This window comes from Nonomuraea sp. GTA35, assembly GCF_041950525.1.
In the GTDB taxonomy this organism is placed as follows: Bacteria; Actinomycetota; Actinomycetes; order Streptosporangiales; family Streptosporangiaceae; genus Nonomuraea.
In genome coordinates this window covers 133,876-153,446 of record NZ_JBGNUV010000011.1, presented here as the reverse complement: position 1 = coordinate 153,446, position 19,571 = coordinate 133,876, and the positions used below count along the sequence as shown (strand labels likewise).

Annotated in this window: 16 protein-coding genes; 7 read left to right on the top strand and 9 right to left on the bottom strand. The window is 71.5% G+C overall.

The features are described 5' to 3' along the window. Positions 1-10: 10 nt before the first annotated feature. The 3 genes from ACBJ32_RS39665 to ACBJ32_RS39655 all read left to right on the top strand — a co-directional run bounded on the left by ACBJ32_RS39665 (position 11) and on the right by ACBJ32_RS39655 (position 6,641). The gene (locus tag ACBJ32_RS39665; RefSeq protein WP_375131139.1) at positions 11-3,283 is read left to right on the top strand and encodes a TIM-barrel domain-containing protein; all 3,273 of its coding nucleotides are present in this window, start codon (positions 11-13) and stop codon (positions 3,281-3,283) included. Continuing rightward, entirely contained in the window at positions 3,280-6,111 is a 2,832-nt protein-coding gene (locus tag ACBJ32_RS39660) for a TIM-barrel domain-containing protein (RefSeq protein ID WP_375131138.1), read from the top strand. The genes ACBJ32_RS39665 and ACBJ32_RS39660 overlap by 4 nt, the downstream gene beginning before the upstream one ends. A gap of 143 nt (positions 6,112-6,254) precedes the next feature. Further along, positions 6,255-6,641 carry a hypothetical protein gene (locus tag ACBJ32_RS39655; protein ID WP_375131137.1) on the top strand — a complete coding sequence of 129 codons (387 nt, stop codon included), beginning with the start codon at positions 6,255-6,257 and terminating at the stop codon, positions 6,639-6,641. Positions 6,642-6,855: 214 nt separating this feature from the next. On the opposite strand, the gene lgt is transcribed toward ACBJ32_RS39655, so the two are convergent. Then, positions 6,856-7,695 (bottom strand): prolipoprotein diacylglyceryl transferase, encoded by an 840-nt coding sequence (gene lgt, locus ACBJ32_RS39650; RefSeq protein ID WP_375131136.1) that lies wholly within the window; start codon positions 7,693-7,695, stop codon positions 6,856-6,858. Between the two features lie 202 nt (positions 7,696-7,897). Here lgt and ACBJ32_RS39645 point away from each other — a divergent pair, with 202 nt between their 5' ends. From ACBJ32_RS39645 to ACBJ32_RS39635, 3 genes are all read left to right on the top strand, one after another. Further along, positions 7,898-9,841, top strand: a complete 1,944-nt coding sequence (locus ACBJ32_RS39645; RefSeq protein WP_375131135.1) for a hypothetical protein — start codon at positions 7,898-7,900, stop codon at positions 9,839-9,841. A 228-nt stretch (positions 9,842-10,069) separates the two neighbouring features. Further along, a complete protein-coding gene (locus ACBJ32_RS39640; RefSeq protein ID WP_375131134.1) occupies positions 10,070-11,710 on the top strand; it encodes a hypothetical protein in 1,641 nt (546 codons plus the stop codon). After that, positions 11,682-12,053, top strand: coding sequence for a hypothetical protein (locus ACBJ32_RS39635; protein WP_375131133.1), 372 nt, complete (start codon positions 11,682-11,684; stop codon positions 12,051-12,053). Before ACBJ32_RS39640 ends, ACBJ32_RS39635 begins: the two co-directional genes overlap by 29 nt. A gap of 11 nt (positions 12,054-12,064) precedes the next feature. Here the strand turns inward: ACBJ32_RS39635 and ACBJ32_RS39630 are convergent, their stop codons facing one another. Next, positions 12,065-12,505, bottom strand: a complete 441-nt coding sequence (locus ACBJ32_RS39630) for a hypothetical protein (protein ID WP_375131132.1) — start codon at positions 12,503-12,505, stop codon at positions 12,065-12,067. Between the two features lie 95 nt (positions 12,506-12,600). On the opposite strand from ACBJ32_RS39630, the gene ACBJ32_RS39625 reads away from it, so the two are divergent. Continuing rightward, a complete protein-coding gene (locus tag ACBJ32_RS39625; protein ID WP_357893354.1) occupies positions 12,601-12,927 on the top strand; it encodes a hypothetical protein in 327 nt (108 codons plus the stop codon). Positions 12,928-13,002: 75 nt separating this feature from the next. Here ACBJ32_RS39625 and ACBJ32_RS39620 read toward each other — a convergent pair whose 3' ends face one another. The 7 genes from ACBJ32_RS39620 to ACBJ32_RS39590 form a co-directional block, all read right to left on the bottom strand. After that, positions 13,003-14,697: an FAD-binding oxidoreductase gene (locus ACBJ32_RS39620; RefSeq protein ID WP_375131131.1), complete on the bottom strand. Its 1,695-nt coding sequence runs from the start codon at positions 14,695-14,697 to the stop codon at positions 13,003-13,005. Between the two features lie 187 nt (positions 14,698-14,884). Beyond that, positions 14,885-15,799, bottom strand: a complete 915-nt coding sequence (locus ACBJ32_RS39615) for an iron-containing redox enzyme family protein (RefSeq protein WP_375131130.1) — start codon at positions 15,797-15,799, stop codon at positions 14,885-14,887. A 261-nt stretch (positions 15,800-16,060) separates the two neighbouring features. Continuing rightward, complete coding sequence (locus ACBJ32_RS39610; protein WP_375131129.1) at positions 16,061-16,969, bottom strand: cytochrome c oxidase assembly protein; 909 nt, start codon at positions 16,967-16,969, stop codon at positions 16,061-16,063. Beyond that, positions 16,966-17,481: a DUF2243 domain-containing protein gene (locus ACBJ32_RS39605; RefSeq protein ID WP_357893363.1), complete on the bottom strand. Its 516-nt coding sequence runs from the start codon at positions 17,479-17,481 to the stop codon at positions 16,966-16,968. The genes ACBJ32_RS39610 and ACBJ32_RS39605 overlap by 4 nt, the downstream gene beginning before the upstream one ends. Positions 17,482-17,652: 171 nt before the next feature. Further along, positions 17,653-18,519, bottom strand: coding sequence for an alpha/beta fold hydrolase (locus ACBJ32_RS39600; protein WP_375131128.1), 867 nt, complete (start codon positions 18,517-18,519; stop codon positions 17,653-17,655). Beyond that, positions 18,516-18,989, bottom strand: a complete 474-nt coding sequence (locus ACBJ32_RS39595; RefSeq protein ID WP_375131127.1) for a hypothetical protein — start codon at positions 18,987-18,989, stop codon at positions 18,516-18,518. The genes ACBJ32_RS39600 and ACBJ32_RS39595 overlap by 4 nt, the downstream gene beginning before the upstream one ends. A gap of 48 nt (positions 18,990-19,037) precedes the next feature. After that, on the bottom strand, positions 19,038-19,502 hold the full coding sequence (locus ACBJ32_RS39590; protein ID WP_375131126.1) for a cupin domain-containing protein: 465 nt from the start codon (positions 19,500-19,502) through the stop codon (positions 19,038-19,040). Positions 19,503-19,571 lie beyond the last annotated feature (69 nt).

The following is a 19,571-nucleotide window of genomic DNA, read 5'->3' as shown; positions in this document are numbered from 1 at the left end:
AGCCCACCCCATGAGCCGGTTACGGTCGGTCGCCACCGTCATGGCGCTCGTCCTGCTCGCGTCCCTGGTCACCGCCCCCGCGTACGCCCTGGACGGCGTTCACCACAACCCGACCGGAATCGACGACCTCTACTCCAGCGAGCCCACCGAACGGATCCCGCGCGACCCGATGGCCGGGGAGCCGGTCCAGATCAACGCGACGACCTGGCCGGTCGAGCCCGGCCAGACCGTCTGGGTCACCTGGACCAGGAACGGGGTGGCCCAGACCCCGGTGGGCGCCGCCTGGGACCACAACAGCGGCAACAACAGCTACTGGAGGATCGGTCTCGGCCCGTTCGCCCGCGGCGACCGGATCTCCTACACGGTCCACGCCGACGTGAACGGGGGCGGGCAGAAGAGCACCGGCCCGTTCGCGTTCACGGTCACCTCGTGGAGCACGGTGACGGACGTGACGGGGTTCGTGAACAACGGCACGTCGGTGGACGTGACGACCGGTGACAGCGCGGGGAGCTTCACGCCGAAGATCCGCTTCGCCTTCCCCGCGCTCGACCGGTTCCGCACGCAGATCGCCCCCAGCGGCTCAGGTCTGAACATCTCCGGTGTCTCCGGATACACGGTGACGAACTCGGCGAGCACGGTGACGATCGCCACGAGCTCGCTCGTCCTGAAGATCCAGAAGTCGCCGTACCGGCTGTCGGTCTACAAGGGCGACGGCACGACGCTGATCACCCGCCAGTACGACCCCGCCACGTTCCGCAACATCGGCTGGGCCAGCGACGGCGCCACCACGATCACGAAGATCGAGGACCACTTCCTGTCGCCGCCCGGCGAGCGCTTCGAGGGCTTCGGCGAGCGTTACGACCGGCTCGACCAGCGCGGCACCGACGTGCACAACTACGTCTACAACCAGTACCGGGACCAGGGCGCCACCCGGCGCACGTACCTGAGCGTGCCGTTCTTCCTGAACTCGGCCGGGTACGGCGTGCACGTCACCGGCACCCGCTACGCGATCTTCAATCTGGGCACGCACCTGAGCGACCTGGCCGGCTTCACCGTGGACACCGGCGGCGGGCTGGACTCGACGCTCGACTACCACTTCTTCGCCGGCACCCCGGCCGAGATCGTGGACGACCACACGGCGGTCACCGGGCGGCCCCAGCTCCCGCCGAAGTGGGCGTTCGGGGTGTGGATGTCGGCCAACGAGTGGAACACCCAGGCCGAGGTGACCGCCGAGCTGGCGAACGTGGAGACGTACAAGATCCCGCACACCGCGATGGTGCTGGAGCAGTGGAGCGACGAGGCCACGTTCTACGTCTGGCACGGCGCCACGTACACGGCCAAGCCGGGCAGCGGCAAGCTGGCGTACGCGGACCTGACGTTCCCGGCGGGCAGCGCGTGGCAGGACCCGAAGGCCATGGTCGCGAACGCGCACAGCAAGGGCATCAGGATGATCCTCTGGCAGATCCCGGTGTTCAAGGAGAACTTCGACAGCAACCCGCCCACCGCGCCGCAGCAGCACCTCAACGACAAGGCGTACGCGCAGGCGCAGGGATACGTCGCCAGGAACGCGACCAACGGCCCCTACCGCATCCCGACCGGCCAGTGGTTCGGCGACAGCATGATCCCCGACTTCACCAGCGCGGCCGCGGCGAACTGGTGGATGAGCAAGCGCGACTACCTCCTCGACGAGGTCGGCGTGGACGGCTTCAAGACCGACGGCAGCGAGGCCGTGTTCGGCAGGGGCGTGCAGTTCGCCGACGGCCGCAAGGGCGACGAGATGCACAACGCCTACCCGGGCAGCTATACCGGCGCCTACAACGCCTACGTCAAGGGCAAGAAGCCCGGCGGCACGATCTTCAGCCGGGCGGGCACGACGGGCGCCCAGACCACGTCCATCTTCTGGGCGGGTGACCAGAACTCCAGCTTCACCGCCTTCCAGGAGGCGGTGCGGGCCCAGCTCAGCGCGGGGCAGTCGGGGGTGCCGTACACGGCGTGGGACCTGGCGGGGTTCACCGGCGACTTCCCCGGCGCCGAGCTGTACCTGCGCTCGGCGGCGCAGGCCACGTTCTCGCCGATCATGCAGTACCACTCGGAGAAGGCCAGCCCCGGCGTCTCGGAGGCCCGCACGCCGTGGAACGTCCAGGCCCGCACCGGGAACACGAGTGTGGTGCCCACCTTCCGCAAGTTCGCCAACGTGCGGATGAACCTGATCCCGTACCTCTACACCGAGGCCAAGGCGAGCTCCACGACGGGCGTGCCGATGATGCGGGCCATGAGCTTCGCCTTCCCCGGCGACGCGGCGGCGGCGGGGAACGACCAGCAGTACCTGTTCGGCTCGCAGCTCCTCGTGGCGCCGATCACCACGCAGGGCGCCACCGCCAAGAACGTCTACCTGCCGGCGGGCGAGTGGTACGACCTGTGGAACGGGGGCCGCTTCACCGGGCCCGGCACCAAGACCTACCACGCCGCCCTCGACACCATCCCGGTCCACGCCAGGCCGGGCGCGATCGTGCCGCTCAACCTCAACGCCGACTACCAGCTCGGCGGCGAGATCGGCAACAGCGTGGACACGTACCCGAACCTGACCTTCCGCATCTATCCCTCGGGCTCGACGTCGTACGCCTACTTCGAGGACTCCGCGAACGCCACCCGCACGATCACCTCGGCCGAGAACTGGGCCGCGCACACGGTGGCCGTCACGGTGCCCGCGCTCACCACGACCAGCACGCTGCAGGTCGCGAGCACGAAGCCGGCCTCGGTGACCGGCGCGACCGCGCGGGCGAGCCTCGCCGCGCTCAAGGCCGCGGCCGAGGGCTGGTGGTGGGACCCGGTGCAGCAGCTCACCCACGTCAAGCTGGCGAGCGCCGCCGCCGGCCGCACCGTCACGCTCAACGGCGTGGACAAGGCGGCCTACGAGTCCGAGTTCGCCACCGGCACCGGCACCTCGACCAACACCGACCACGCCGGCTACACCGGAACCGGCTTCACCGACGGCTTCGCCACCTCCGGGGACGCGGTGACGTTCCACGTCAAGGCGGACGCGGCGGGCAGCCACCGGCTCGCGTTCCGCTACTCCACCACGGTGGCCGCCACCCGGACGGTCTACGTGGACGGCGTCGCCGCGGGCACGCTCTCGCTGCCCGCCCTGCCCGACTGGGACACCTGGGGCACGGCCACGCTGACCACCTCGCTCACCGCCGGCGCCCACACCGTCAAGATCGCGTACGACGCCTCGAACACCGGTGGGATCAACCTCGACAACCTGGTGGTGGCCCGGCCATGACAACACGTGCGATCGTCCTCCTGACCGCCCTGTTCCTGCCGCTGCTGGTCGCGCCGCCCGCCGTGGCGGCGGTCCAGCGGGTGCAGTTCACCAGCGGCTCCACCTACCTGATCGTCGAGTTCCTGGACGACGACCTGGTGCACTTCGAGCTGGCCGGCGGCACGTCCCCGGGCACCGGCTCGCCCCTGTTCACCACGCCGCAGGTGGCCAAGACGGACTACACCGGGCCTTCCAGCTTCAACCAGTCGGGCCACACCCTCACCACGGCGGCTATGAAGGTCGAGGTGACGGCCGGGACGCTGTGCGTGAAGGTGTCCGACCCGGCCCGGCTGCTGTACGAGGCGTGCCCGCGCAACCTGGCCCAGGCGTGGAAGGGCCTGACGATCACCAAGGGCTCGATGCAGCACGCGTACGGGCTGGGCGAGCAGTTCTTCACGGGCGGCAGCGCCGACGGCGACTGGGTGGGCCGCACCCGCACCCCGGGCGGCCCGTACGGCAACGCCATGGTCTACGACGGCGACAACGGCCCGGTGGGCAACGCCCAGATCCCGGTCCTGTTCGCGGTCGGCGCCGCGAACCTCAACTACGGGCTGCTGCTCGACCAGGTCTACAAGCAGGAGTGGAACCTGACCGGCGACCTGTGGACGGTCGACACCTGGGGCGACCAGCTCAGGTGGTACACGATGACCGGCCCCGACCTGCCCGACCTGCGCAAGGACTACATGGAGCTGACGGGCCGGCCGCCGGTGCCGCCGAAGAAGGCGTTCGGGATGTGGGTGTCGGAGTTCGGCTACGACAACTGGGCCGAGATCGACAACCGGCTCTCCGGGCTGCGCGCGGCGAAGTTCCCGGTGGACGGCTTCGTCCTCGACCTGCCGTGGTTCGGCGGGGTGACGGCCGGCTCCGACAACACCAGGATGGGCTCCCTCACCTGGGACACCGCCGCCTTCCCCGACCCGTCGGCCACCATCGCCGACTTCCAGGCGAACAAGGGCGTCGGCCTGATGACGATCGAGGAGTCCTACGTCGGCAGGAACCTGCCCGAGCACGCCGACCTGGCCTCCCGCGGGTATCTCGTCCGGGCCGGGTGCGCGGCGTGCGCGCCCGCGTACCTGACCACCAACGACTGGTGGGGCCGGGGCGGCATGATCGACTGGACCCAGGACGCCGCCGGCGACCACTGGCACGCCGTCAAGCGCCGGCCGCTGATCGACGCCGGGGTGCAGGGCCACTGGCTGGACCTCGGCGAGCCGGAGATGTACGACGCCGGCGACTGGACCGCCGGCGTGCTGCCCGGCAAGCACGCCCACGCCGACTACCACAACGTCTACAACCTCAAATGGGCCGAGAGCATCGCCCGCGGCTACGCCTCCGGCTCCAAGCGCCCGTTCATGCTGGCCCGCTCCGGCGCGGCGGGCATGCAGCGGCACGGCGTGGCCATGTGGTCGGCCGACATCGGCTCCAGGCTGACCGCGCTGGCCCAGCAGCAGAACGCGCAGCTGCACATGTCGATGTCGGGCATCGACTACTACGGCTCCGACATCGGCGGCTTCCGCAGGGAGATGCTGAACTCCGACCTGAACGAGCTCTACACGCAGTGGTTCGCCAACGGCGCCTGGTTCGAGGTCCCCATCCGCCCGCACACCGAGAACCTGTGCAACTGCGCGCAGACCTCACCGGACAAGATCGGCCATACGGCCAGCAACCTCGCCAACCTCCGGCAGCGCTACGAGCTGACGCCCTACTACTACTCGCTGGCCCACCGGGCCCACCTGTTCGGCGAGCCCGTCGTCCCGCCGCCCGCGTACTACCACCAGAACGACCCGAACCTGCGCGAGGCCGGCCACGAGAAGCTCATCGGCCGCGACCTGCTGGTCGCGGTGGTGGCGGGCGCGGGCGAGCGCGAGCGGGACGTCTACCTCCCCGCCGGCACCTGGTACGACTACGCCACGGGCGAGAAGCTGACCAGCACCGGCCAGTGGTTCACCGGCCGGCCGCTGTGGGTGAACGGCGTCTTCCGGCTGCCGGCCTTCGCCCGGGCGGGCGCGATCCTGCCCAAGATGCACGTGGACGACAGGACCATGAACGTCACGGGCAAGCGGACGGACGCCACCACCAGGAACGAGCTGATCGCCCGCGTCCACCCCGACGCCGCCGCCACCAGCTTCACGCTCTACGAGGACGACGGGGCCTCGACGGGGTACCGGACCGGTGCCGTCCGGACGACGCAGATCAGCCAGCAGCTCACCGGCGGCACCGCGACCGTCACGGTGGCCGCCTCCAGCGGCGCCTACCCCGGCGCTCCGGCCAGCAGGCAGAACGTCGTCGAGCTCGTCACCGACACCCAGGCCTCGGCCGTCACGCTGAACGGCGCCCCGCTCACCCAGCACGCCACCAAGGCCGCCTTCGACGCGGCGGCCAGCGGCTGGTACAATGCGGGCGGCAACCTCGTCGTCGCCAAGTCGGCGGGCACGGCCGTCACGACGGCCAAGACGTTCGCGTTCACGCTCGGCCAGGCGCCCGTGTCGGCCACGTTCACCTGCCACAACGGCACCACCACACCCGGCCAGTCGGTCTACGCGGTCGGCAGCGCCCCGCAGCTCGGGGCGTGGTCGGTGGCCTCGGCGGTCAAGCTGTCACCGGCCGCCTACCCCACCTGGACGGGCACGATCGGCAAGCTCCCGCCGGGCACCACGGTCGAGTGGAAGTGCGTCAGGCGACAGGAGGCGAATTTCCCCGACACCGCCGACCAGTGGCAGCCCGGCGGCAACTCCGTGCTCACGACGCCGGCGAGCGGCAGCGCCGGCACCACGACCGGCACGTTCTGACCGACGGCTCGCGACGGGCCGGGGGGCGGCGCCGCCCCTCCGGCCCGTTCGCCGGCCGTGCCGGAAAGCCGGATGCAAGAGATCGGCAAGGGCTCCCCCCTACGGTCCTCGCAACAACTGGATCATGCGAACGGGGAGAAAGCATGAAACTCTCGTCGAAGACCATCGGGGCGCTGGCGCTGGGGGGCGCGCTGACGGCGACCCTGCTGAGCGCTCCGGCCGCATCGGCCGCCACCATGCCCGGCTGCCCGGCGCCGCGAACGGTGAACGTCGACCACGGCTCGGGCGTCATGAAGGGCTCCTTCAACCTCAAGACCGCCCCGTACGCCGCCTGCGGGAACGTCGCCAGGCTACGCGCCGGCCAGGTCCTCTACTTCCACTGCTGGACCTTGAACAGGTACGGCAAGCACTGGGTGTTCGCCCGCGTCAAGGGCACCAACACCCACGGCTGGATGAGCCTGGACAACCTGCGCTCGGTCAAGAACAGCCGCCCGACCTTCTGCCCCGGCGAGGACCACCGCGACGGGTGACAGCGGCCGACCCAAATAACCCAAAACGGACAAATGCATACAAACTGGATCCGCTGGGTAGGAGTACGGATCCAGGGGATCGATTGCCCACCCCATGAGGGCGCCCCTGCCGCGGGAAGCGGCCGGGGGCGTCCTCGTGTGCTGGGTGATCATGTTGGAGCGCACGCCGGCGCCGGGAGCCGTCGGTGACGGGCTACCACAGGAGCGGGCGGCGTCAGCCCGCCCGCGCCACCACGACCTCCTCGCTGTCCTTGTCGCGGGTCGCCCAGAGGTAGACCAGCGCGCCGGCGAACAGCAGGATCGAGGTCCACTGGTTGATCCGCAGCCCCAGGAACAGCACCGCGTGGTCCACCCCGCCGACCGGGTCGATCCGCAGCCCCTCGATCCAGAACCGCCCGAACGTGTAGCCGGCGACATAGAGGGCGAACAGCCGGCCGTGGCGCAGCGTGAACCGCCGGCCGGCCAGGACCAGCGCGAAGCCGAGCGCCGTGGCCCACAGCGACTCGTACAGGAACGTCGGGTGGTAGAGCACGCCCGGCTCGCCGCCGTGCGCCCGGTCGATTTCCAGGCCCCACGGCAGGGTGGTGGGGCTGCCGTACAGCTCCTGGTTGAACCAGTTGCCCCAGCGGGCGATCGCCTGCCCGAACGCGATGCCGGGCGCGACCGTGTCGGCCACGGCGCCCAGGGACAGCCCCCGGCGGCGGCAGGCCAGCCACACGCCCACGCCTCCCAGGGCGACCGCACCCCAGATGCTGAGCCCGCCCTCCCAGATGAACAGCGCCTGGTGGGGCTCCTTGATCGCGCGCGGGCCGAAGTAGGTCTGCCAGTCGGTCATGACGTGGTAGAGGCGGGCGCCGATCAGCCCGAAGATCACCGCGGGGAACGCGATGTCGTTGATCAGGCCCTGCTCGCCGCCGCGGGCGCGCCAGCGGCGCTCGCTCAGCCAGATGCCGAAGCCGATCGCGACGATGAAGCACAGGGCGTAGGCCCGGATCGGGATGAATCCGATGTCCCAGGCCCCTTGGGCGGGGCTCGGAATCGAGGCGAGGCCCATGGCGGAGAGCCTAGCCACGGCGGGCTAACGATTGAGATCCCTTCGTGCAACAGGTTCATGTCGCGCATCGCTGATAAACCGTTTCCATCGCTTGGAGCCCTATTGACAGGCATCTAGGCTCATGCTGCTATTCCGTCTGATAGTAAACGGTTCAACTCCGGGCCGTTTCGTTGAGATTCCGCCTATCCGACGGGAGTCCCCCATGGCGATGACGGCACGAGATCGACGCGGCAGGACCCGCCGCCTGAAGGCGCTGACGCTCTGCGTCCTCACCGGCCTGGCCCTGGGCGCGACGGCGTCCGCGCCGGCCCTGGCGCAGGCCGGGGCCACCGGCAGAGGCCCGGACGCGCGGGTCATGGAGCGGCTCGATCGCGGTGTGGTGGCCGTGCGGTCGGGCGAGCGGGAGGTGCTGGTGAGCTGGCGCCTGCTCGGGCTCGATCCGGAGGGCATCGGCTTCGACGTCGAGCGGTCCACCGACGGCGGGCCGTACCGCAAGCTCAACCGCAAGCCCCTGACCGGCGGCACCAACCACGTCGACGCCACCGCCGACCTGAGCAGGACCAACCGCTACCGGGTACGGCCGGTGCTCGACCGCCGGCCGCAGGCCCCGAGCAGGGCGTTCACCCTGGCGGCCGGCCACGCGGTCGAGCCGGTGGTGCGGGTGCCGCTGCGCCCGGGCGGGCCGATCAAGTTCGTCTGGGTCGGTGACCTGGACGGCGACGGCGCCTACGACTACGTGCTGGACCGCCAGACCGCGCCGCAGAAGCTGGAGGCCTACCGCGGCGACGGCACGTTCCTGTGGGAGATGGACCTGGGACCCAACAGCACGAACCAGAACAACATCGAAGGCGGCTCGGCCACCATCGACGTCGGCCACAACGACGGGGTCACGGTCTACGACCTCGACAGCGACGGCCGGGCCGAGGTCGCCGTGCGCGTCGCCGACGGCGTCACGTTCGGGGACGGCAGCAAGCACGCCGAGAGCGACGCCGTCCGCCAGTCCATCGCCGTCCTCGACGGCCGGACCGGCGCCCCCAAGGCGGTCGCCCCGGTGCCGGACGACTACCTCTCCGACGGGCCGATGTACGCCCGCTTCGGCGTCGGCCACCTCGACGGCACCACCCCCAGCCTGGTCGCGTACATGAAGAACCGCATCGGCAACGGCGGCTTCAACCTCATGTACTCCGCCTGGAAGTACGACGGCCGCTCGCTGACGAACCAGTGGAAGTTCCTGCGCGGCGACCAGGACCTCCCGGACGGCCACAACACCCGCATCGTGGACGTGGACGGCGACGGCAAGGACGAGGTCGGCGAGATCGGGTTCCTGCTCAACGGCGACGGCACCCTGCGCTACAGCCTCGCCCCGCAGGGGATCATCCACGGCGACCGCTGGTTCGTCGCCGACATCGACCCCGCCCGGCCGGGGCTGGAGGGGTACGGCATCCAGCAGGACCACCCCGGCGGGCTGCTCGACTACTACTACGACGCCGCCACCGGCGCCATGATCTGGAAGCACGGCACCGACACTCCCGGCGCCGACGCGGGCCGCGGCATGGTCGCCGACATCGACCCCCGCTTCCCCGGCATGGAGACCTGGTCGATCAACGGCAAGGTCAACTACGAGCAGGGCAGGCCCAACGGCCTCCACAACGCCGCCACGAACCGGCTCGCCGAGCCGGACACCACCAAGCAGCCCTGGCCGCACATGGGCGTGTGGTGGGACGGCGACCCGCTGCGCGAACTGTTCAACGCCGACCCCTTCCCCGACCGGCGCGACGCCCGCATCGAGAAGTGGGACCCGTCCGCCCCGGCCCAGCCCTGGGCGCTGCCCCGCGTGGTGACCGCCTCCGGCCACGGCGCGGTCACCGCGCTGGGCAACTCCGTCTACCCGCACCTGGTGGGCGACATCCTGGGCGACTGGCGCGAGGAAGTGGTGCTGACCAGCGCCGCCTTCGACGAACTGGTCATCCTCACCACCGACAGGCCGACCGGCACCCGCCTCTACACCCTGGCGCACAACCCGGCCTACCGGAACGGGCTGACCCTCAAGGGATACCTGCAGTCCAGCAACGTGGACTACTTCCTGGGCCACGGCATGACCACGCCGCCACAGCCGAGCATCAGGTACGCCGGTCCGCGCGGCTGAGATCGGGGCCACGCGGCAGCGCCCGGCCACGGCCGCCCTCGGCGCCAGGCCGTGGCCGGGTGCGCCCGCCTCGTCGATCGAGCCATCTCTCACAGACTGCCGCCACCCTCCAGGACACCGCCCGGAAAGTCGTAAGGCGGCGTGCGTCGGGCGTACCTGTGGGAAAGTTGGGACCTCGTACGGTCCGGCCCGGGCCCGCGTCTCCGGGGCCGAGGGAGGTAGCGACGCGTGGCTCATCCGCATGGCCCGTGGAACCCCGAGGTGTCGGGGATCGACCCCGCGCGCATGGACGGCTTCGTCGCCGCCATGGACCGCGCCTGCATCGACGTCGCCGAGCAGACCCAGGCGATCAGGGCCGAGCTGACGCGCCTGGGGGTCGGCACGCTGACGTTGACGCCGTTCGTGGAGGTCGAGCGCTGGGTGCGCGGGCAGGTGCCGAAGCTGCGGGCCCGCAACGCCGCCATCCGCAGGCGTGTCCCCGGCTGGACGCCGGGCATCGTGACCTACGACGAGGCCACGATGCCGTACGCCACCCCGGAGGAGTCCCGGCGCGAAGGCGCCGCCCTGGGCGCGCTCCACCTGCAGTACGTCCAGGCGGCCGAGCACGGCATGAGCAGCCCGCTGCCGAACGAGGCCGTGCAGCGCCTCAGGGAGCTGATGGAGCGCGTGCTGGCGCACAAGGACGACCCCGACTTCGCCGCGGCCTTCTTCGGCCGGCTCGGGACATCCGGGACCATGGCACTGCCCAAGGACATCCTCGACCTGTTCGGGCCCGCCGCCCCCGGCCTCCGCACGGGGCCGGAGGAGAAGCAGCTCCTCGGCGACTTCAGCCGGCTGTTCGCCGCCGCCACCACCGCCTCTCCCCCCGATCCCCGCTTCCCCAAGGTCATGAGCGACCTCGAGCGGGGCGGAGAGGGCATCGACTCCGAGTCGCTGTCCTGGCTCGTCAGCGCGGGCGCCTTTCCGACGCAGTGGCTCACCGCCGTGGCCCGGCGTCACCTGACGGCCACCGGGCGGGCGGACGTCACCGGGCGGTTCCTCGCCGCCCTGTCGCACGACCCCACGGCGGCCCGGGCCGCGGTGACGGACCTCGCCGGGTTGAGCGCGCTGGTGTCGGGCGATCCGGATGCCGGCGATGCGTTCGGGCGGGTGCTGGCGGCGGCTTCGGGGGTGTATGACGAGAGGGACGGGGCGCATGGTGAGGGGGCTGCGGCGTTCGCGTTCCAGGTGATCACGCAAGGGCCTGGGCTGATGAAGAACGATGCTATGCGGAGGTATTTCGCGGAGATCGCCGGGGCGTATGCCACGGAGTTCGCCGCGGGCGCAGCCTTTCTGGATCCCAACTCGCAACTTCCGAGCCGGTTCGGCGGGTTCGACGACAAACTTGTTGGAACGACTCCGAGGTTCCGCCTGTCTCTGACGGACAGCTATCGATTCATGAAGACGTTCACGGACACCAACGCTCACATGGAGCCGTTCAACAAGGGCATGGCGGCGCTTACTCAGCGGCTCTTCGAGGCGGGCGTGCGCGCGGATCGGCATCTGCTGGCCTTCCCTCCTCCGAACCAGCGGCAGCAGCAGACTGCGGTCGAGCAGGTCTTCGCGCGGCTGGGCACGGTCGCGGGCATTCAGTTCGCCGCGATGAAAGCCGTCCGTGGTACCGCGGACCTCAGGGACCAGGAGGAAGTCGAACGCTTCGGCCAAGTGCTGGACAAGGGAATGGATACGGGGATGCTGTTCCTTCCCTCCGCAGGAGGACTGCCTGCGGCGGCGGGGATGGATGTTCCTCAGCTGGGGACTCAAGGACGGCGTCGCAGCCGCGATGGAATCCGAGCTCCGGATGCCGGACGTCAAGAGACAGGAGTTTGAGCAGGCGCGTGCAGCCCTCTACGAGATCGCTGCCGGGCTCGTCGCGCAGGGCTACACCTTGAAGGACCCACCCGTGGAGTTCAAGCCTCCGACCGACCCGCTCATCGCCGCTGAGCAGGGGCGGCTGCGGCCGTCCTCGGAGATCGACGAGAACCCACAGGCGATGACGGCGTTCTTGACCTGGCTGAAGGAGAACGGCAGTGTCGATGATCAAGCCGACCGCCGCACGCTGGGAAAGGTGACCGCAGCGGCGTCCACGAGGTTTTCCGGAGATCGGGAGAACGTGGAGAACTACCTGGCCACGATCGATCCCGACCTTAAAGAGGTTCTGATCGGAGAGTGATCGTGTCCGAACTATCCGCGCGGGATGCAGTCCGTTTCGCCCGTAGCCACTGCCTCGTGGTCGCTGAGCGTCTCCACAGTGATACTGGTGCGGGACGAGGCGAGCTTGAGCGTTGTCTTGGGCAGACCCGGCTTGTAGGGGTCGTGCACCTCGTAGCCCCACCTCGTGCCGAGCCTTCCGGCCATCTCGGCGATGAGGTTGTCATCAAATCTGGAGAAAGTGGACTTAACTCCATAGGTACGCTTCACCCCGTCCGCCCCGCAAGCCACATCCTTCCCCCCAGAATCGGTCACCACCGTCTCCTCCGGATCCACCGACTCCATCAACTCGGTGATGTGCTCCTGAAGCGTACGCCCCGCCTGCTCCACCGTCGGCCCCCGATCGGCCGTCGAGCAACCGGCCAGAACAACCACACCGCCCACGGCAATCGCGCAACGCCACACCGATGCCATCGCGATCGTCTCCGTTCCGAACGTCTGCCCCGCCGCCCCCATACTCCATCACCAGGCCCCCGCCGTACCCGTAACGCCAGGATGGGTTGGCCACGATGACCGAGGTCCCGGTGGACAATCCCCGCTATACCGCCCTGCAACAGGCACTGGTCAAGGTCGAGCAGCACCTCGCCACGCTCCGGGCGGCGCTGGACGAGCCGTTCGAGCTCTTCTCCGGCGACGCGGTGTGGATCGGGCCGGTCGCCAGGAGGTTCGGCGAGGACCTGGGGCACTACAGGCGGCGGCTCAGGCAGCAGGCCGAGACGGTGGTGGCGGAGCTGGAGGCGGAGATCAGGCGGACGCCGCCGAAGGTGTCTCCTGCTGTGGCGCGGGAGGAGGCCGCGCGGCTGTCCGGCGGGCCGCGCATGTTCACCGCCTTCTAGCAGGGCCGTTCGTGCCGCTCTGCCCCGCTGGACGTCTCCGCCTGCCGGTCCAGCCGCCACGCGCCCGCCGCCCGGTCAGCCTGCCCGGGGCGGTTCGATGGACAGCGCGTGGCGGAAGACGTTGCGCGGGTCCCAGCGGGCCTTCACCCGTTGGAGGCGGGGGTAGTTGTCCTTGTAGTAGAGCGTGTGCGCGGGCACGCCCGAGGTGTTCCACGCCGGGTCGGCCAGGTCGGTGTCGGGGTAGTTGATGTAGGAGCCGTCGTCGACCTCGCCGGGCACGGGCACGCCGCCGGTGCCGGCGTACACGTCGCGGTAGAAGCCCCGCACCCAGGCGAGGTTGGCCGCGTCGTCGGCCTCGTCGGCCCAGACGGTCTGGTAGACCGCTTTCATGATCACGTCCCGCTGGGCGATCGCGGTGGCGCCCGGCTCCACCGCGCGTACCTGGCCGCCGTAGCCGACGAGCAGCATGCCGGAGCCCTGCCCGCCGGTGGGGTTCGTCAGGTTGCGGTAGACGGCGGCGAGCTGGGTCTCGGTGAACGAGCGGCGCAGGTAGCCGGCCTTGATCTTGTAGCGGCGGACGATCACGTCGCCTGGCTCGCCGCTGCCCGGCCAGGTCATCCGGTGCAGCCACGGCATCGTCCGCCGGAGGTCGAGCGCGGGTGTGAGGTCGACGCCGGCGGTCACCGCGGAGATGAAGTCGTCCACCATGCCGCCGGCGCCGGGGAGGTCCGCGTCGATCTGCGCGACCAGCATGACGGTTCCACCCGCGCGGTGCGACGGCTGGAGGACCCCGTACAGACCGGCGTACGGGGAGCCGGGCGCGCTGTTGCGCTCGTGCCAGGTCCCGAAGTTGCGCAGCAGCCCCGTGAGGGCCTGCTCGGTCATGTGCTCCCAGGGCCAGATGACCACGTGCTGCAGCATGTGCCGCGGCGCCGGCGGCAGCAGCCGGGACGGGTCGGCGCCGCCGGCGCCGGGCGAGCGCAGCCAGTACCGGGTGACCACACCGAAGTTGCCGCCGCCACCGCCGGTGTGGGCCCACCACAGGTCGCGGTTGGGGTCGTCGGGCTCGCGGGTGGCGACCACCGCGCGGGCGGTGCCGTCGCGGCCGGCCACCACGACCTCCACGCCGTACAGGTGGTCCACCACTGAGCCGTACCGGCGGGACAGCGGCCCGTACCCGCCGCCCGCGAAGTGGCCGCCGGCGCCCACCTCCGGGCAGCCGCCGCCGGGGATCGTCACGCCCCAGCCCTTCAGCAGCGTCCGGTACACCTCGCCGAGGGTGGCTCCGGGCTGCACGGTGAACGCTCTGCGGCGGGCGTCGTAGCCGACCTCGTTCATCGGGGAGAGGTCCAGGAGCATCCGTATCGCCGGGTCGGCGGTGAGGTTCTCGAAGCAGTGCCCGCCGCTGCGCGCCGCTATCCGCCGGCCGGACCGGATGGCGTCCGACACGGCGCGCACCACCTGGTCGGTCGATGCGACCACGCGGATCTCGTCCGGCGTGCCGGCGAAGCGGAAGTTGTTGCCGCGCAGGAGGTTGTCGTAGCGGGGGTCGCCGGGACGTACGGTCACCGGCCCGAATCCCGTCTCCCCTGCTACGCCGGTCGCCCCCGCCGCGCCCGTTCCCGCTGTTCCCGCGGTTCCTGCCGTGCCCGCTGATTCCGCCGACGCGTCGCCTGTCATCCCCGCGCCCAGAACGGTGGCGCCCGCGGCGGTCAGCATCCCGCGGCGGCTCATCGCGGGGTTCGTGGCGGGCTGGTTCGCTTCTGGCATGTGGTTCGCTCCCCTTCGGATCGGAGGTCGCCAGCCTCGCAATCCGGCATCAGAGCGCACATCAGCCGATGTCATGAATCGGCGGCTGAGATCCCGGCCCCACCGAACGGCTGATCCCCTCCGCCGAACGGCTGATCCCCTCCCCCGGAACGGCTGGTCCACCCCGCCGAACGCCGGGGAACCGGCCTCAGCTCGTCGCCGCCACCGTCTCCCCTTCGGGGTCGTCGTGCCTCACCGGTTCCCGGATCTCCAGGGAGCTGAGGCCGTGCCGCCAGCAATCCATGACGTGCTCCGCCCAGCGGCGTTCGAGGGCCAGGGCGCAGGCGGCGCCGTGCAGGATGTCGCCGGCCAGCGACGGCTCCTGGGCGGCCAGGCCGGCGCAGAGGTCGAGGGCGGTGTGGTGGCCGGGCGGTGAGGAGGTCAGCTCCAGCGCCGCGAGGTGTCCCGACAGCGCGCCGCGCAGCCGCCGGTGGAGCCCGAACAACGACATGACGTTCGAGACGGCCAGCGTGATCCCGGGCACGTCGGGCAGGTAGGCGCCGTAGGTGTCGTCCAGGCCGAGCCCTCTCATGGTGGCTCTGAACAGTTGCGCCCCGCCGCCGTGGTCGACGGGCAGGGCCGCCTCGGCGTCACCGGGCAGGCGCGGGAGCGCCCACGTGTGCGGGTCCTTCAGGTGGTGGATCGAGCGGTGTACGACGAGCTCGCGGTACCGTCCCAGGTCGGCCTCGCGCTGGAGCTGGGCCGCCGGCGAGGGGGCGCTCGCCTCGTCCTTGGCCACCAGCTCGGCCAGCGCGTGGCGGACGTCCTGCGGCGGAACGGCCGGCGGGCGCGCGACGGCGAGCGCGAGCGCGGATTCCAGGGAGCGCTCCAGCTCGCGGCGGGTGGCCAGCAGCGACGGCTGCCACTCCCAGAGGTCGTCCACGTCGTCGAAGCCGCGCGAGTGCAGCTCGTAGCAGGCGAACAGGGCGAGCTGGAGGTCGCCGTCGTCGAGTGCCGCGGCCGGTGGCGGGGTGACCAGCGGCGGGTCCAGCTCTCCCGGCGGGCCGCCGAGGCGGGCGAAGAGCTCGGCCGTGATCGGGCCGCGGGCGACGGGCAGACGCATCACGAACCTCCTCCGCTCGGGTCCCGGCTGTGCCGCAACGGGCATGTGCGTCCAGCGCCGGCAGCTCACCTGCTGGTCGCGGTCATCTGCCCTGCCCCTGCCCGCTCAAACGGCCCACCTTCCTGCCCGCTCAAACGGCCCACCTTGCAGGGCCGGTCGAAGACGGCCGGTCGGGGAGGCCCGGCCGGACGAGGTGGCGCCCGCCGCCTCCCCACCGTGCTCTCAGGGCAGGGCGACGGCCACCGCCTCAGCGTGGTGCTCTCAGGGCCGGACGCCGGCACCGCGGCCGCCTCGCCTCCTCTGCGCGAACGACGGCCACCGCGGCTGCTTCGCCTGGTCAGGGGCGGCGAGCAGGGCGGCGGCGACCGTGTCCGCGTCGCGGAAGAACGGGCTGTCCTGGCCGGGCCTGCCGGTGCCGGCCACCCGCCGTCGTGCCGCGGGGTGGGGGCGCCACCCGGCCACCAGGGCGAGGGCCAGGAGTAGCTCGGCGAGGTCGCCGCCGTAGTACATGATCTCGGCGGCGCCGCGCCGCTGCTCCTCGGGCACGGGCAGGTCCACGGCGATCCCGGCGTACATGAGCTGGGACAGCCCGCTGTGCGCCGCGATCGCCACCCCCAGCACCACCAGCCGGGCCACCACGGACGGGCGGCGCGGGGCCGGGTCGGGCCCGGCGATCACCCAGGCGAACAGGCAGCCCGACAGCAGGAAGTGCACGTGCACGGCCGCGTGCAGCCGGCCGTTCGTCATGACGTGCCGGTAGAGCGGCGTGCAGTACAGGACGATCATGCCGCCCGCGCTCAGCACCAGCGCGGTGACCGGGTTGGCGACGGCGTGCGCGGCGCGGTGGCGCAGCAGCCGGGCCAGGCGGCGGGCGTGGGCGGCGGGCAGGGAGCGCAGCAGCAGGGTCATCGGCGCGCCGAGCACCAGGCCGAGCGGCGCCAGCATGCCGATGAGCAGGTGCTGCACCATGTGGCCGCGGAAGTCGGTCGCGGCCCAGGCGGCGATCGGCCCCGTCACGGCCGCCGCCACCAGCGCGAGCCCGGCGGCGAACATCGCCGAGCGCCACCCCTTCCAGGAGGCGGCGCGGGCCGCCGGTATCAGGTAGGCCACCAGGGCCAGGAGCAGCAGGGCAGGCGTCACCGCGCCGGCGTGAGCGTGGTGCGCCGTCACGTCCGCTCGTCCCGCCGGCACAGGTCGAGCTCCCCGCCGCCGCGCTGCAGCGCCCAGCCGCCGAGCACCAGCAGCGCGCCGAGGAGCAGGAAGCCCAGGTCCCACCAGAGCTGGCCGGGGCCGGTGCGGACGTGGTGGATGCCCAGCAGGTGGTGGTCGATCACGCCTTCGACGAGGTTGAACAGGCCCCAGCCGGCCAGGATCCAGCCCCAGAGGTTCCGCGACCGCCAGATCCGGCCCCTGGAGGCGGTGACGCGGGAGTAGAGCAGGCCGAGCCCGATCAGCACCGCCAGCCAGGTGAAGGTGTGGAACAGGCCGTCCCAGAGCGTGTTCATCCGCAGCCCTGGCACGGTGTCCACCGGGTAGTACCTGATGCCGAGGTTGTCGGTGTCGGTGCTGCTCAGCATGTGGTGCCACTGCAGGAGCTGGTGCAGCAGGATGCCGTCGACGAAGCCGCCGAGACCGACTCCGAGTATCGTCCCGGGCAGCGCGATGGCGTTGCGCGTGGCCATGAGGCTCCCTTTCGCGTGCTTCGCGTCCGGGCGGTGGCCTACCCCGCCAGGTTCGCGACACGCCCGGGTGCCTCAGGCCCAGCCGGGATCCTTGCCGACTCCGCAGGCCTGCTTGGCGGGAGAGGCGGCCGGACAGCAAGGGCCGATGCCGCCAGGAAGGGCCGGTGCCGGCTAGGGACGGCCGGTGGTCTCGGCGCGGAACCCCAGCACCGCCCGCGCGATCTCGCCCGGCTGCTCGGCCAGCATGTTGTGGCTGGCGTCCAGCTCCAGCACGCGCAGGTGCGGCCGGTCGGCGAGGAGGGGCAGCAGGTCGCGGCGGATGCCCGCGCGCAGCGCGGGCATGAGCTCGCCGACGCGGCCGGGCAGGCCGGGCAGGTTCCGCGTGGCCAGGACGAACAGGGCGGGGCAGCGGATCCGCGCGATGGGCGGGACGCTGTCCAGGAAGTACGGGTCGTGCCTGACCTGCCCGGCCAGCGCGGCGCCCGGCCGTACGAAGACACCTTCGTCCGTGGTGAGCAGCGCCCGCTGCGGGTACATGGCGGCGTGCGCCTCCGGCAGCGGCTGCGCCATCGCCGCCGCCTGCGCGTCGAAGACGGCCTTCAGCTCGGCGAGCAGCGCCTGGAGGTCCTCGTGGCCGAGGCCGGCGTAGTGCCGCGGCTCGGTCTCGGCCGAGCGCAGGCCGTCGAGGTTGACGATGCCGGGCCCGTCCGGGTGGCGCAGCGCCCACCGCACGGCGACCATGCCGCCGAGGGAGTGGCCGACCACGAGGGGCTCATCGAGGCCGAGGTGGTCGACGACGGCGCGGACGTCGTCCAGGACGGCCTCCCATTCCCACGGGCCATCGCCCGACAGGCCGTGGCCGCGCAGGTCCATCGCGACGACGCGGTGGGAGCCTGTCAGCAGGGACGCGACCTCGTCCCAGTGCAGCAGGGTGCCGCCGAGGCCGTGGAGCAGCAGGACGGGGGCGCCGTCGCCGCCGTGGTCGCGGACGGCCAGACGGACCGGGCGGTCGCCGAGGACGAGGTCGGAGGGGGTCACTGGGCATTCTCCTTCGGGCGGTTGAGCCGGGCGTGGATGGAGGAGGTCGTGACGCCGCCCTCGGGGTGTTTGTCGAGCTTGCCGCGTTTGACGAGGTCGTGGACGCCCTGGCGGGTGATGCCGAGCATGGCGCCCGCCGTGGAGTAGGAGACGGCCGCCGCGGAGGGGTGTCCGGCACCCCGGGCCACGGCGCGGCCCAGCGGGGTTCGCCACCACTGCTCGGGCGGGTCGAAGGGCTCGTCGCCGGGGGACAGCACCGCGATCAGCCTCGCGGCGGTCAGCGTGGCCTGCCGGCGGTCGCGGCCGAGCAGCTGTGCCGCCCAGACCTCGGCCTCGATGCGCAGGCGGTCCTTGATCGGGTCCAGCAGCTCGCCGGAGGCCAGCAGAATCTCCAGGGGGTCGAGCACCCGGGTCTCCAGCAGCCGGACCAGCGCGGCCACCAGCTCGACGTGTTCGTCGGTCGTCGTCACTTGACGGACGATAGCAAGTACTTGCTATCGTCCGTCAAGTAGTCGTGTTCACGGCAGAGGGGGTGGTCCGACGATGTCGATCCCGTGCCGCGCCGCGATCTCTCCCAGCGCGGCCTGGTCCGGGTCCGCGCCGGCCTCGACCAGGAAGTCGGCGAAGGCCGGGCCGTGGTGCAGCGTCAGGTACCGGGCGGAGTCGCTGGTCACCACGAACCCGTGGGGCCGTCCGGCGGGCAGCACGGCGGCGCAGCCGGCGCCGGCCGGGTGCTCGCGGCCGTCCACGATCACCCGCAGCTCGCCTTCGAGCACGACGAACGTCTCGCTGGCGGCCCGGTGCACGTGCATCGGGCTGCCGTGCCCGCGGCGGCCCGTGGTCTCCACGACCGCGAACGCGCCGCCGGTGTCGTGGCCGGTGACGCGCAGGCGGTAGAGCTCGCCGAGGAACGACACGGTCTGCTGGGTGTCCGGAGTGGTGATCGCCGGCGTCCGGATCCGCGATGCGGGAGGTGGTGTCATACCGCCAGTCTCGCGGCGGCCGGGCCCGGCGTCCTGCCGACGCGTGCCCGGCCGCTCACGATTCGTGCA

Bases quoted from the DNA above. Each gene is read 5' to 3' on its own strand.
- ACBJ32_RS39665 (WP_375131139.1), top strand. From the start codon at position 11: ATGAGCCGGTTACGGTCGGTCGCCACCGTCATGGCGCTCGTCCTGCTC.
- ACBJ32_RS39605 (WP_357893363.1), bottom strand. From the start codon at position 17,481: ATGGCCACGCGCAACGCCATCGCGCTGCCCGGGACGATACTCGGAGTC.
- ACBJ32_RS39620 (WP_375131131.1), bottom strand. From the start codon at position 14,697: ATGCCAGAAGCGAACCAGCCCGCCACGAACCCCGCGATGAGCCGCCGC.
- ACBJ32_RS39615 (WP_375131130.1), bottom strand. From the start codon at position 15,799: ATGCGTCTGCCCGTCGCCCGCGGCCCGATCACGGCCGAGCTCTTCGCC.
- lgt (WP_375131136.1), bottom strand. From the start codon at position 7,695: ATGGGCCTCGCCTCGATTCCGAGCCCCGCCCAAGGGGCCTGGGACATC.
- ACBJ32_RS39630 (WP_375131132.1), bottom strand. From the start codon at position 12,505: ATGGCATCGGTGTGGCGTTGCGCGATTGCCGTGGGCGGTGTGGTTGTT.
- ACBJ32_RS39635 (WP_375131133.1), top strand. From the start codon at position 11,682: ATGCCGGACGTCAAGAGACAGGAGTTTGAGCAGGCGCGTGCAGCCCTC.
- ACBJ32_RS39660 (WP_375131138.1), top strand. From the start codon at position 3,280: ATGACAACACGTGCGATCGTCCTCCTGACCGCCCTGTTCCTGCCGCTG.
- ACBJ32_RS39645 (WP_375131135.1), top strand. From the start codon at position 7,898: ATGGCGATGACGGCACGAGATCGACGCGGCAGGACCCGCCGCCTGAAG.
- ACBJ32_RS39590 (WP_375131126.1), bottom strand. From the start codon at position 19,502: ATGACACCACCTCCCGCATCGCGGATCCGGACGCCGGCGATCACCACT.
- ACBJ32_RS39655 (WP_375131137.1), top strand. From the start codon at position 6,255: ATGAAACTCTCGTCGAAGACCATCGGGGCGCTGGCGCTGGGGGGCGCG.
- ACBJ32_RS39625 (WP_357893354.1), top strand. From the start codon at position 12,601: ATGACCGAGGTCCCGGTGGACAATCCCCGCTATACCGCCCTGCAACAG.